This window comes from Klenkia sp. PcliD-1-E (assembly GCF_024124375.1).
GTDB lineage: Bacteria > Actinomycetota > Actinomycetes > Mycobacteriales > Geodermatophilaceae > Klenkia.
Genome location: NZ_JAMXRZ010000046.1, coordinates 18,224 through 31,376 on the forward strand (window position 1 = coordinate 18,224; position 13,153 = coordinate 31,376).

The 13,153-nt window shown below is 74.1% G+C and carries 11 protein-coding genes; all 11 read left to right on the forward strand.

Annotated features, from left to right (window positions below):
• Nucleotides 1-45 precede the first annotated feature (45 nt).
• The gene (locus NH342_RS11055; RefSeq protein ID WP_253014781.1) at nucleotides 46-1,005 is read left to right on the forward strand and encodes a DUF389 domain-containing protein; all 960 of its coding nucleotides are present in this window, start codon (nucleotides 46-48) and stop codon (nucleotides 1,003-1,005) included.
• 34 nt (nucleotides 1,006-1,039) lie between these two features.
• On the forward strand, nucleotides 1,040-2,212 hold the full coding sequence (locus tag NH342_RS11060) for an ROK family protein (RefSeq protein ID WP_253014783.1): 1,173 nt from the start codon (nucleotides 1,040-1,042) through the stop codon (nucleotides 2,210-2,212).
• 172 nt (nucleotides 2,213-2,384) lie between these two features.
• Nucleotides 2,385-3,893 (forward strand): sugar ABC transporter ATP-binding protein, encoded by a 1,509-nt coding sequence (locus NH342_RS11065; protein WP_253014785.1) that lies wholly within the window; start codon nucleotides 2,385-2,387, stop codon nucleotides 3,891-3,893.
• Nucleotides 3,890-4,990, forward strand: a complete 1,101-nt coding sequence (locus tag NH342_RS11070) for an ABC transporter permease (protein ID WP_253014787.1) — start codon at nucleotides 3,890-3,892, stop codon at nucleotides 4,988-4,990. The genes NH342_RS11065 and NH342_RS11070 overlap by 4 nt, the downstream gene beginning before the upstream one ends.
• A gap of 83 nt (nucleotides 4,991-5,073) precedes the next feature.
• Nucleotides 5,074-6,093 (forward strand): substrate-binding domain-containing protein, encoded by a 1,020-nt coding sequence (locus NH342_RS11075; protein WP_253014789.1) that lies wholly within the window; start codon nucleotides 5,074-5,076, stop codon nucleotides 6,091-6,093.
• 63 nt (nucleotides 6,094-6,156) lie between these two features.
• On the forward strand, nucleotides 6,157-7,332 hold the full coding sequence (locus NH342_RS11080) for a Gfo/Idh/MocA family protein (RefSeq protein ID WP_253014791.1): 1,176 nt from the start codon (nucleotides 6,157-6,159) through the stop codon (nucleotides 7,330-7,332).
• Nucleotides 7,332-8,336 (forward strand): sugar phosphate isomerase/epimerase, encoded by a 1,005-nt coding sequence (locus NH342_RS11085; protein ID WP_253014793.1) that lies wholly within the window; start codon nucleotides 7,332-7,334, stop codon nucleotides 8,334-8,336. Before NH342_RS11080 ends, NH342_RS11085 begins: the two co-directional genes overlap by 1 nt.
• Before the next feature lie 44 nt (nucleotides 8,337-8,380).
• Nucleotides 8,381-9,667, forward strand: coding sequence for an MFS transporter (locus NH342_RS11090; protein WP_253014795.1), 1,287 nt, complete (start codon nucleotides 8,381-8,383; stop codon nucleotides 9,665-9,667).
• 75 nt (nucleotides 9,668-9,742) lie between these two features.
• Nucleotides 9,743-10,309, forward strand: a complete 567-nt coding sequence (locus tag NH342_RS11095; RefSeq protein WP_253014798.1) for a PAS domain-containing protein — start codon at nucleotides 9,743-9,745, stop codon at nucleotides 10,307-10,309.
• A gap of 1 nt (nucleotide 10,310) precedes the next feature.
• Nucleotides 10,311-11,264, forward strand: a complete 954-nt coding sequence (locus NH342_RS11100) for a methyl-accepting chemotaxis protein (protein WP_253014800.1) — start codon at nucleotides 10,311-10,313, stop codon at nucleotides 11,262-11,264.
• A 109-nt stretch (nucleotides 11,265-11,373) separates the two neighbouring features.
• Nucleotides 11,374-13,153 (forward strand): S8 family serine peptidase (locus NH342_RS11105; RefSeq protein ID WP_253014802.1); only part of this gene is annotated, 1,780 nt, incomplete at its 3' end.

Consider the following 13,153-nt stretch of genomic DNA (forward strand, 5'->3'; position numbering starts at 1 on the left):
GCCCTGCACGGGGGCCGACAGCCGCCGGACCTGTACAAACGTCCCGTGCTGCTGCATCTCCGGGTCACCTGCCCGCCCGACCGCACCGAGCAGGTCCGCGAGCTGTTCGGCGCCGACCCGGGGACGGCGCACCTGGCCCTCGTCCGCGGCGGGTCGGTGGCACCCGAGGGGGACCTCTTCCTGGCCGACGTGGCACGGGAGTCGGCCGACGGGCTGATCGTGGCGCTGCGGGACCTGGGGGTCGACCGGGACGGCGGCATCGCCCTGGAGTCCGTGGACGCCGCGGTGTCCCACAGCGCCGAGGTCGCCGAGGAGCGCGCACCCGGCGACGGCGCCGACGCGGTGGTCTGGGAGCAGGTGATCCGCACGACCGCCTCGGACAGCTCGCTGTCGGTGTCGTTCGTGGCGTTCCTGACCATCGCCACCATGCTCGCGGCCGTGGCCATCGTCAACGACTCGGCCATCCTGGTGATCGGCGCGATGGTGCTCGGACCCGACTTCGCCCCCATCGCGGCGCTGGCCGTGTCCGTCGTGCACGGCCGGCCCTCGGTCGCCCGGTCGGCTGCGCTCGCCCTGGCCGCCGGGTTCTGCATCGCCATCGGGGTGACCACGGCGGTCGCCGCGCTCGGCCGGGTCGCCGGCTGGTTCGGCACCGAGGTGCTGGCGGCCGACCGACCGGCGACCGGCTTCATCACCCAGCCCGACCGCTGGTCGGTCGTGATCGCGGTGCTGGCCGGCGTCGCCGGCGTGCTGTCCCTGACGTCGGCCAAGTCCGGTGCGCTGGTGGGTGTGTTCATCTCGGTCACCACCGTCCCGGCCGCCGGTGACATCGCCCTGTCGCTGGCCCTGGGCGGCCGCGGCGAGCTCGGGGAGGCGGCTGCCCAGCTGGGGATCAACCTGGCCGGGCTGCTGCTGGCCGCCCTCGCCACGCTGGCGGTGCAGCGTTGGCTGTGGCGGCGGGTCCCGGGCACCCTGCCCCCGGTCCCCCGGCGGGCGATGCGCTGAGACCCCCGCGGGGGCCCGTGCCACCATGTCGCGCGTGGTCCAGCAGCCGTCGGTCTCCGCGTCGCCGGCCGCGCTGCTGCAGCACGTGCGCGCCGGGCGGGCCAGCAGCCGGGCCGAGCTCGCCGCGCTGACCGGCGCCTCGCGCAACACCATCAGCAGCCGGGTCGACCAGCTGATCGGCGCCGACCTGCTGCTGGAGGGCGGGCGCGGGGACAGCACCGGGGGCCGGCCGCCGACCCTGCTGCAGTTCAACAGCCGCGCCGGCTGCGTGCTGGCCGTCGACCTCGGGGTGACCAGCGTCGACGTCGCCGTCACCGACCTGTCGGCCCGGGTGCTGGCCACCGCCGGCCACCCGATGGACATCGCCGAGGGCCCGCACGCCGTGCTCGCCGAGGCGGTGCGGCTGGGGGACGAGGTGCTGGCCGCCGCCGGGCTGGCCGACGCCGACGTCCGCGCGGTCGGGGTGGGGGTGCCGGGGCCGGTGGAGTTCTCGACCGGCCGGCCGTCGCACCCGCCGATCATGCCGGGTTGGCACGACCACCCGATCCCGGAGGCGTTCGAGCGCTGGCCGGTGCCCGTGGTGGTGGACAACGACGTGAACGTCATGGCGCTGGGCGAGATGGGCGTGACCGGCTCGGACCTCGACGTCCTGGTGGTCAAGGTGGGCACCGGCGTGGGCTGCGGGGTGGTCGTCGAGGGCCGGGTGTACCGCGGCGCCCAGGGCAGCGCCGGGGACATCGGGCACATCCACGTCCCCGCCCCCGACGGCCGCACGGTGCTGTGCCGCTGCGGGAACACCAACTGCCTGGAGGCGCTGGCCAGCGGGGCGTCGCTGCTGCGCGACGCGCTGGCCGCGGGCCTGCCGGTGACCTCGACCCGCGACGTCGTCGGCCTGGCTGCCCGCGGTGACGGGCCGGCGCTGGAGCTGGTCCGCCAGGCCGGGCGCACCATCGGCACGGTGCTGGCGTCGCTGGTGAACTTCTTCAACCCGCACCGGATCGTGGTCACCGGCGGGGTCGCCCACGCCGGGTTGCCCCTGCTGTCCGGCATCCGCGAGTCGGTCTACGCCCGGGCGATGCCGCTGGCCGCCCGCACCCTCGCCGTGGAGCTCAGCGCCGCGCCGGAGCTGTCCGGCCGGGTGGGTGCCGCGTTGATGGCCGTCGAGGCCTGCCTGGACGACGACGGCGTCCGCACCGTCCTGTCCTGACCTCGCCCAGCCGATCTCGTTTCGGTAACAGCACGTCGAGACCTTGACCACAGCTGTGCGCCACCCATAGGTTCTCGCTGAGCGGACTAACGCTCACCTTTGCGCATAAGTGCAAACGGTCCGCCCAACGGAGGGCAGCGGCGTGGCGCACGGCGACGGACCTCTCCTGCAGATGCAGGGGATCGTCAAGACCTTCCCCGGGGTGCGCGCCCTCGGCGGCGTCGACCTCGACGTCCGGGCCGGCGAGGTGCACTGCCTGCTCGGCCAGAACGGCGCCGGCAAGTCGACCCTGATCAAGGTCCTGGCCGGCGCGCACCAGCCCGACGAGGGCCAGATCCGCTGGGAGGGCGAGCCCGTGCGGCTCACCGACCCGCAGGCGGCCATGCGGCTGGGCATCGCCACGATCTACCAGGAGCTCGACCTGGTCCCCGGCCTGACCGTGGCCGACAACGTCTTCCTCGGCCGGGAGCGCTCGCGTTTCGGGCTGGCCCGCCCGGCCACCGCCCAGCGGGCCACGGCCGCTCTGCTCGACCGGCTCGGCCACCCCGAGATCCGCCCCGGCACCGAGGTCGGCGCGCTGTCGGCGGCCAGCCAGCAGATGGTGAGCATGGCCCGGGCCCTGTCCCAGGACGCCCGCCTCATCGTCATGGACGAGCCCTCCGCGGTGCTGGACAACGAGGAGGTCGAGAGCCTGTTCGGCGTCGTCCGCGACCTCACCGCCGACGGCGTGGCCGTCGTCTACATCTCCCACCGGCTCGAGGAGATCCGCGAGGTCGGCGACCGGATCACCGTCATCAAGGACGGCCGGACGGTGGCCACCGGGCTGCCCGCCCGGGACACCCCGACCCGCGAGGTCATCTCGCTGATGACCGGCCGCACCATCGAGTACGTCTTCCCCCAGCGCACCGATCGCGCCGCGGTCACCGCCGCGCCGCTGCTGGAGGTCGAGCACGTCACCGTCCCCGGACACGTCGAGGACGTCTCCTTCACCGTGGCACCCGGGGAGATCCTCGGCCTGGCGGGGCTGGTGGGTTCGGGCCGCTCCGAGGTGCTCGAGGCCGTCTACGGCGCCCGCCGGCCCACCAGCGGCGAGGTCCGGGTCGACGGCCGGGCGCTGCGCCCCGGCGACGTCGCCGCCGCTGTCGGCGCCGGCGTCGGGCTGGCCCCCGAGGAGCGCAAGAGCCAGGCGCTGCTGCTCGGTGACCCCATCTACCGCAACATCACCCTCTCCAGCCTGACCCGCTTCGCCCGCGGCGGCTTCCTGTCCGTGGGCGGGGAGAAGCGCGCTGCCCGCGAGCAGACCGAGGCCCTGGACCTGCGCCCGGTCGACGTCGAGCGCGAGGTGCGGACGCTGTCCGGCGGCAACCAGCAGAAGGTGGTGCTGGCCCGCTGGCTGCTGCGCGAGTGCCGGGTGCTGCTGCTGGACGAGCCCACCCGCGGCGTGGACGTCGGCGCCCGGTCGGAGATCTACGCGCTGATCCGCGCGCTGGCCGACCGCGGTGTCGCCGTCGTCGTGGTCAGCAGCGAGATCCCCGAGGTCCTCGGCCTGGCCGACCGGGTCCTCGTGCTGGCCGAGGGCCGCGTGCTGGCCGACCGGCCGGCCACCGAACTGGACGAGCACCAGGTCCTGGACCTGGTCATGCAGGGCACCCCCACCCGGAGCGAGGACGACGCGGCATGAGCACCCCCACCACCCAGGCACGGCCCACCGCGGCCGGGTCGCCCCGGCGCTCCGTCGCGAGCGGGCTCCTCTCCGGCCCGGCCGGCCGCAACGCCGGGCTGGTGATCGCCCTGGTGATCCTCTGCGTGGTCGGCATCGCGACCGCCGGTGACCGGTTCGCCAGCACCGACAACCTGCTCACCATCCTGCGGCTGGCCGCGGTCACCGGTGTGGTCAGCGTGGGCATGACCTTCGTGATCATCGGCGGCGGGATCGACCTGTCGGTCGGTGCCCTGGTCGCGCTGTCGTCGGTGTGGGCCACCACGCTGGCCACCCAGGCCCTCGCCGAGGACACCCACTGGATCCTCATGGTCGGCACCGCCCTGCTGGTCGGCGGTGTGGCCGGGCTGATCAACGGCGTGGTCATCGCCTACGGCAAGCTCGTCGCGTTCATCGCCACCCTGGCCATGCTCGCCGCCGCCCGGGGCCTGGCCGAGATCATCGCCAACCGGCGCACCCAGATCGTGCAGGACCAGGACTTCCTGCGGTTCTTCTCCGGCTCGCCGCTGGGCATCCCGACCCTGGTCTGGATCTTCGCGCTGGTCGCCGTCCTCGGGTGGGTGCTGCTCAACCGGACGACGTTCGGCCGGCGCACGTTCGCGGTCGGCGGCAACGCCGAGGCCGCCCGGCTGGCCGGCATCCGGGTGCAGCGGCACACGGTCGCGCTCTACGTGCTCTCCGGCATCACCTGCGGCATCGCCGCGGTCATGCTGATGGCCCGCACCACCACCGGCAGCTCCACGCACGGCACGCTGCTCGAGCTCGACGCCATCGCCGCCGTCGTCATCGGCGGGACGCTGCTCATCGGCGGCCGCGGCACCATCGTGGGCACCGTCCTCGGCGTCCTGATCTTCACGGCGCTGAGCAACGTGTTCACGCTGAACAACCTCTCCAGCTCCGCCCAGGCCGTGGCCAAGGGCGTGATCATCGTCGCCGCCGTCCTGCTGCAGCAGCGGGTCGCGGCCGGCCGCAAGCAGCGCCGCTCCCCCGCGAGCGCGCCCCCCACCGCCGGGGACGGCGCCCCCGCGGGCGCCAGCCCCGGCGTCCCCGCGTCCTGACCCCTGCCCTCCCCGCCCCACCCGAGCCCCCCCGCCCCACCACCCCGAGGAGAACCCGCATGTCCGCACGGCACCGTCGCCTGTTGACCACCACCATCGCCGTCGTCGGCGCCGCTGCCCTGGTCACCGGCTGCACCGGCAACACCCCCGAGGCCACCGGCTCCGGCAACGGCGGCAACAACGCCGCCAGCTCCAACGACGAGACCGGCGACACCGTCGTGATCGGGTTCTCCGCCCCCGCCGCCGACCACGGTTGGATGGCCCAGATCACCGCGGCCGCGCAGGCCGAGGCCGAGCGGTACGAGGACGTCGAGCTGCGCGTGGCCGAGGGCACCAACGACGTGAGCGCGCAGATCAGCCAGGTCGAGACCTTCATCAACGACGGCGTCGACGCGATCGTCCTGCTGCCCTTCGACGGCGCCGCGATGACCCCGATCGCGCTGGAGGCGATGCAGGCCGGCATCCCGGTCATCAACGTCGACCGCGAGTTCAGCGACCCGAACGCCGCCCGCGTCACCGTGCTCGGCGACAACTACGGCATGGGCATCTCCGCCGGCCAGTACATCTGCGAGCAGCTGGGCGACCAGCCCGACGCCGTCGTCGCCGAGATCGCCGGCATCGACTCCCTGCCGCTGACCCAGGACCGCAGCCAGGGCTTCTCCGACGCGCTCGCCGAGTGCGGCCTGGACGTCGACAACCGGGTCGCCGCGGAGTTCACCGTCGAGTCCGGCGAGGAGGTCACGGCCAACCTGCTGCAGGCCGCCCCGCAGATCGACGCCATCTGGAACCACGACGACGACCAGGGCATCGGCGTCCTGGCCGCCATCACCAACGCCGGCCGCGACGAGTTCTTCATGGTCGGCGGCGCCGGCTCCGCCAACGCCATGCGCAGCATCCAGGACGGTGACTCCGTCCTGCAGGCCACCGTCATCTACCCGGCCAGCCAGGCCGCGGACGGCGTCCGGCTCGCCCGCCTGCTCGCCCAGGACAAGGGCCTGTCCGACCTGACCGACGTCGAGGTGCCCCGCGAGATCAAGCTCGCCGCGCCCGTCGTGACCGCGGACAACGTCGACCAGTACATCGACAGCGCGTTCGAGTCCTGATCGCCCTCCGGGGCTGCGCGGCCCGTGCCGTGCAGCCCCGGCCCCCCCGGAAGGAAGGACCGCATGCCCACCCCCCTCCGCGTCGCCATGGTCGGCCACGCGTTCATGGGCGCCGCCCACTCGCAGGCCTGGCGCACCGCCCCCCGCTTCTTCGACCTCCCGCTGTCCCCGGAGATGGCCGTGGTGGTCGGCCGGGACGCCGAGCGCACCACCGCGGCCGCCGACCGCCTGGGCTGGGCCGAGTCGGCGACCGACTGGCGGGAGGTCATCACCCGCGACGACGTGGACCTGGTCGACGTCTGCACCCCCGGTGACACCCACGCGCAGATCGCGATCGCGGCGTTGGAGGCGGGCAAGCACGTGCTGTGCGAGAAGCCGCTGGCCAACTCCGTCGCCGAGGCCCAGGACATGGCCGCCGCTGCGGCCCGCGCCGCCGAGCGGGGCGTGTTCGCGATGGTCGGGTTCACCTACCGGCGGGTGCCGGCGATCGCGCTGGCCCGCCAGCTGGTGCAGCAGGGCCGGATCGGCCAGGTCCGGCACGTCCGCGCGGCCTACCTGCAGGACTGGATCGCCGACCCGCAGGCGCCGATGTCCTGGCGGCTGGAGGGCGAGCGGGCCGGCTCCGGTGCGCTGGGCGACATCGGTGCCCACGTGGTCGACCTGACCCAGCACATCACCGGGGAGACCATCACCGGCGTGTCGGCGGTGCTGGAGACCTTCGTCAAGGAACGCCCCCTGCCCGCCTCGACCGGCAGCCTGGGCGGGGTCGGGGGTGAGGGCACGGGCACGGTGACGGTGGACGACGCGGCGCTGTTCCTGGCCCGGTTCTCCGGCGGCGGGCTGGCGACCTTCGAGGCCACCCGGTTCGCCCTCGGGCGCAAGAACGCCATCCGGATCGAGGTCAACGGCTCGGCCGGCAGCCTGGCCTTCGACTTCGAGGACATGAACGTCCTGCACTTCTTCGACGGCGCCGACCCCGACGAGACCGCCGGCTTCCGCCGGATCGTGGTCACCGAGCCCGGCCACCCCTACGTGGGTGCGTGGTGGCCGGCCGGGCACGGGCTGGGCTACGAGCACGGCTTCACCCACCAGGTCGTCGACCTAGTGCACGCCCTGGCCGAGGGCACCCAGCCCACGCCGTCCTTCGCCGAGGGCCTGGCGGTGCAGCGGGTGCTGGACACCGTGAGCCGCAGCGCCACCCAGAACTCCGCCTGGACCCCGATCGAAGGAGCTCACTGATGCCCCGCCCCATCACCCTGTTCACCGGCCAGTGGGCCGACCTGCCCTTCGCCGAGGTCTGCGAACTGGCCGCAGGCTGGGGCTACGACGGCCTGGAGATCGCCTGCTGGGGCGACCACCTCGACGTCGTGCGCGCCACCGAGGACGACGCCTACCTGAGGGGCAAGACCGACCTGCTCGAGCAGCACGGCCTGCAGGTGTGGACCATCTCCAACCACCTCAACGGCCAGGCCGTGTGCGACGACCCGATCGACGCCCGGCACCAGAACATGGTCGACCCCCGCGTGTGGGGCGACGGCGACCCCGAGGGCGTGCGCCGCCGCGCCGCGCAGGAGATGAAGGCCACCGCCCACGCCGCCAAGGCCCTCGGCGTCTCCACCGTGGTCGGCTTCACCGGCTCCTCGATCTGGAAGACCGTGGCCATGTTCCCCCCGGTGCCCGAGTCGATGGTGGCCGCGGGGTACGCCCACTTCGCCGACCGGTGGAACCCGATCCTGGACGAGTTCGACTCAGCCGGCGTCCGCTTCGCCCACGAGGTGCACCCGAGCGAGATCGCCTACGACTACTGGACGACGGTGGCCGCCCTGGAGGCCATCGGTCACCGCGAGGCCTTCGGGCTGAACTGGGACCCCTCCCACTTCGTGTGGCAGGACCTGGACCCCGTCGGGTTCCTGTGGGACTTCCGCGACCGGATCTACCACGTGGACTGCAAGGACGCCAAGAAGCAGGTCGGCAACGGCCGCAACGGCCGGATGGGCTCCCACCTGCCCTGGGCCGACCCCCGCCGCGGCTGGGACTTCGTCTCCACCGGCCACGGCGACGTCCCCTGGGAAGCCTGCTTCCGCATGCTCAACACCATCGGCTACGACGGCCCCATCTCCGTGGAGTGGGAGGACGCCGGCATGGACCGCCTCGTCGGCGCCCCCGAAGCCCTCGCCTTCGTCAAGAGCTTGGCCTTCGACCCGCCGTCGGCGGCCTTCGACGCCGCCTTCTCCCGCAGCTGACCCGCTCCACCCGGGCCACGGGGCCGGGTGGACCATGGACCCTCGTGACCACCGCGCCAGCCCCCGCCGGATCCGCCCGACGGGGGCTGGCGCTCGTCGCGGTGGCCGTGGTGCTCACCGGGTTCAACCTGCGGACGGCGGTCAACGGCGTCGGCCCGGTGCTGCAGGAGATCGAGCAGGGCCTGGGCATCTCCTCCGGCGCGGCCGGGCTGATCACCACGATGCCGCTGCTGTGCTTCGCCGCCATCGGGTTCGCCGGCCCGCCGCTGGCCGCCCGGTTCCGCGACGGGCACGTGCTGGCCGCAGCACTCGTGGTCATGGCGCTGGGCGTCGTCGGCCGGGCCGCGGCGCCCTCGTTCTGGCTGTTCCTGCTCGGCACCGTGGCCACGATGGTCGGCGGGGCGCTGGGCAACGTGCTGCTGCCGGGCATCGTCAAGCACTGGTTCCCGCACCGCACCGGTCTGCTGGTCGGCGCCTACTCCACCGCGATGGCCATCGGTGGCGCGGTGGCCAGCGTCTCCACCGCCCCGATCGCGGCTGCGGTCGGTGCGGAGGGGTGGCGGTGGGCGCTGGGCGTGTGGGCGGTGTTCGCCGTCCTCGCGGTGCTGCCGTGGCTCGCCGTCCCGAAGCGGTCGGGCGGGTCGGGCGGGCCGGTCCGTGCGGTCCGGCTGCGCCTGCTGGTGCGCAGCTCGCTGGCCTGGCAGCTGGCGGTCTTCTTCGGCCTGCAGGCGATGCAGGCCTACGTCATCGTCGGATGGACGGCGCAGTACCTGCGCGACGAGGGCATGTCCGCCGCGGCCGCGGGCGCGCTGGTCGGCGTCAACGCGCTCATCGTCATCCCGCTCAACGCCGTGGTGCCGGTCGGCACGGTCCGCCAGGCGTGGCAGCGGCCGATGCTGGTGGCGTTCATGGCCTGCTACCTGGCGGGCTGGACCGGCCTGCTGCTGGCCCCGCTCACCCTGACCTGGCTGTGGATGTCGCTGCTGGGCTGCGGCATGGGCACGTTCGCGATGGTGCTGGCGCTGCTGGGCATGCGGGCCCGGACGCCGCAGACGGTGAACGCGCTGTCGACGGTGGTGCAGGGCTGGGGCTACGCGATCTCGGCGGCCGGCCCGGTGCTGGTGGGTCTGCTGCGCGGCTGGACCGGCGGCTACACCGGCATGTTCGTGCTGGTCTACGCCGGGGTGGCGGGGCTGTTCATCACCGGTTGGCTGGTCTGCGCGCCCCGCCAGGTGGACGACGAGGTGCCGGGCCTGACCGCCCCGGCCGACGACGGCCCCGTGGTGGAGGCCGCCGGCGCCGAGCCCCCGGTGGTCCTCGACCGGAGCTGACCCCCGGTCCGGCTCAAGTCGGAACCAGATCGACCGAAGATGGAGGCGACCCCACCGAGACCAGACGGGACGCCCATGACCACGCTGGAGGCCCCGGCCCGCGGCCGGACCGCCGTACGACCGACCGGCATCGAGCGCAGCTTCGGCGCCGACGAGCTCATCGTCTCCAAGACCGACCGCCGCGGCGTCATCACCTACGCCAACGACGTGTTCTGCCGCGTCGGCGCCTACGCACTCGACAAGGTCATCGGCCAGCCGCACAACCTCATCCGGCACCCCGACATGCCGCGGGCGGTGTTCGCGCTGCTGTGGGACACCATCTCCGCCGGCCAGGAGCTGTTCGCCTACATCAACAACCTGGCCAAGGACGGCGCGAACTACTGGGTGCTCGCCCACGTGACGCCCTCCTTCGACGAGCGCGGCGCGATCGTGGGCTACCACTCCAACCGCCGCCGTCCCTCCCCCGGCGCGCTGGCCCAGGTCCGGCCGCTGTACACCGCGCTGCTGGAGGAGGAGCGCCGGCACCCCACCGCCCGCGCCGCGGTGGCCGCCTCCTCCGAGCTGCTCACCCGGCTCGTGGCCGAACGGGCCGCCAGCTACGAGGACTACATCTGGTCCATCATCGGCGCCGAGGAGAACTGACGTGGCCCTGCTGTCCCGTGGCGGGTCGTCCTCCGACGCCGCCGAGCTCGCCGTCTACCGCGCGTTCGTGCGCCAGCTGACCCAGGACCTGGCGTCCGCCGCCCGCGGTGACCTGGAGGCCCGCGCCGTCCCCGTCCCCGGGTCGGCCGACGTGCCCGAGCTGGTCGCGCTGCGCGACGAGGTCAACCGGGTGCTGGACGTGTCCGACGCCTTCGTCCGCGAGGCCAGCGCATCGCTGACCTCGGCCTCGGAGGGCCGCTACCACCGCAAGGTGCTGCTCACCGGCCTGCCCGGCTCCTTCCGCCGCAGCGCGGCCACCATCAACGACGCCCGCGACGCGATGAAGGCCTCCGCCGGGCGGGTGGACGCCGCCGCGGCGTCCCGGCTGGAGCTCGCCGACCAGTTCGAGTCGGTGGTGCTGGCGACGTCGGAGGGCGTGGCCACCGCCGCCACCGAGCTGTCGGCCACCGCGTCCGGCCTCACCGGCGCGGCCGGTGCGGCCAGCACGGAGGTCGACGCCGCCCGCGGCACCATCGACTCCCTCACCCGTTCCTCCCAGGAGATCGCCCAGGTCATCGCGCTGATCGAGAGCGTGGCCGGGCAGACCCGGCTGCTGGCGCTCAACGCGACCATCGAGGCCGCCCGCGCCGGGGAGGCCGGCCGCGGGTTCGCCGTGGTGGCCAGCGAGGTCAAGGACCTGGCCGACCAGACCGGCCGGGCCACCGAGAAGGTCACCGAGCAGGTCGCGGCCATCCAGGCCTCCTGCGACGACGTGGCCGCGGTGATGAGCTCGGTCGGGGACACCGTGCTGGCGATGACCGGCCTGGTGGAGGGCATCGCGGCCGCCGTCGACGGCTCGGCCTCGCTGGCCGGCGCCGACCAGACGGGCCTGTCGCGGTTGGCCGAGCAGCTCAGCTCGGAGATGACCGGCTTCCTGTCCGCGATGCGCCAGTAGCCCTCGGGCCGCCGTCTCATCCGGACGGGTGGATCCGTTCAGGTCGCCGCCCGTCGTGGTCGATGACCTGCCCGAGGTGTGCACCGGGCGCACCCGCAGGAGGACACGCGTGCGCACCAGCTGGACCACCGACCGCCGGGTCGTCGCGGCGGGCATGGCCGCGACGATCGTGGTGGGCTTCGCCGCCGCCGCGGTCGCCGACACCCTGCGCCTGCCCGACGTCCCGGTCGCCGAGGGCTGGGGGCCCGGGGACGGGCTGAGCCGCTGGGTGCTCGGCACCGCGGACCCGGCCGCGCTGGTCACCGCCGCGGCGGCGGTCCCGGGGGTGGTCAACGCCCAGCCGCTGTTCGACGGCACCGTCCTGGTGGCCACCGAGTCCGCCGACCCCACCGGGCTGTCGGCGATCCCCGGGGTGCTGAGCGTGGAGCCGTCGGTCTCGGGAGAGCTATTCGTCGACCCCACCGACCCCTACTGGTCGACCTACGGCTGGAACCTGGAGAACACCGGCAGCAACTTCTACAACCAGAGCGGCATCCGGGACGCCGACCTCGACGCCACCGCCGGCTGGGCGTCCACCCTCGGCGCCGGCGAGGTGGTGGCCGTGCTCGACTCCGGCTACGACCTGGACCACCCCGACATGGCCGGCGCGCTGTGGAGCAACCCCGCCGAGCCCTGCGGGACGGCCGACGTCGACGGCAACGGGCTGGCCGGGGACTGCAACGGGTGGGACTTCACCCGCAACGCCCCGATCACGGATGCGACCGACAGCGGCTCGCACGGGGTCAGCGTGAGCGGCGTCATCGCGGCGCGGGCGGGCAACGGCATCGGCTCCGCCGGGGTGGCACCCGGGGTCACGATCATGCCGTTGGTCATCGGCACCGGGGACCGGGTCGACATGAACCTCGGCGCCCAGGCCATCCACTACGCCGTCGACCACGGCGCCACGGTCATCAACGCCTCCTGGGGCGGGCCCTCGACCAGCGCGGCACTGACCTCGGCGGTCGCCTACGCCGGGTCCCGGGGTGTGCTGGTCGTCGCCGCGGCCGGCAACGACAGCGCGAACCGCGACGCCGTGCCGATGTACCCGGCTTCCCTCCCGGACCCCGCGATCATCTCGGTGGCCAGTTCGTCCGCGGCGGACACCCTGTCCTCCTTCTCCGCCTGGGGGGCCACCTCGGTCGACCTGGCCGCGCCGGGCACGCTCGTGTTCACCACCTGGTACGACGGCGGGTACCGGCTGGTCAGCGGCACCTCGATCGCCGCGCCCGAGGTCGCCGCCGCCGTCGCGATGTACCGCAGCCTCATGCCCACCGCGACCGCCGCGGAGCTCAAGCAGGCGCTGCTGGCCGACGTCGACCCGGTGCCGGCCCTCGCCGGCCGATCGGTGACCGGCGGCCGGCTGAGCCTGGACGGCCTCGCCGCGCTGGGCAGCCAGCAGGTGGGCTGGACCTTCACCGGCATGACCGGCTCCCCCGGCGCGCTGACCCCGTCGCTGACCAGCAGCACGAACCTGCCCGCCGGTGACTACACCGCCGTCCTCGGGCTGGGCATGCGGCTGGGCGGCCAGGTGTACGCGGTGTCCGGGCAGCCCCTCGTCGTGGACGGCAGCACCCGGACCACCGACGACACCGGTACCGTCGCCGTCCCGCTGGGCGCGCGCGGGCCGGGCTCGGGGACGCTGGTGCTGGCACCGTCGACCACGCTGACCGAGGGCCGCTACGTGCTCACCGTGCAGCTGCTGCAGGACGGCGCACCGCTCGGCCGAGCGTCGGCCGCCCCGCTGACCGTCGCCACCGCGCCCACCCCGACGACGGCGCCCACCACCGGCGCGGGCCCGACGTCCGCCCCGACCACGGGCGCGAGTCCGACGGGCGCGGCCCCGACCGGCA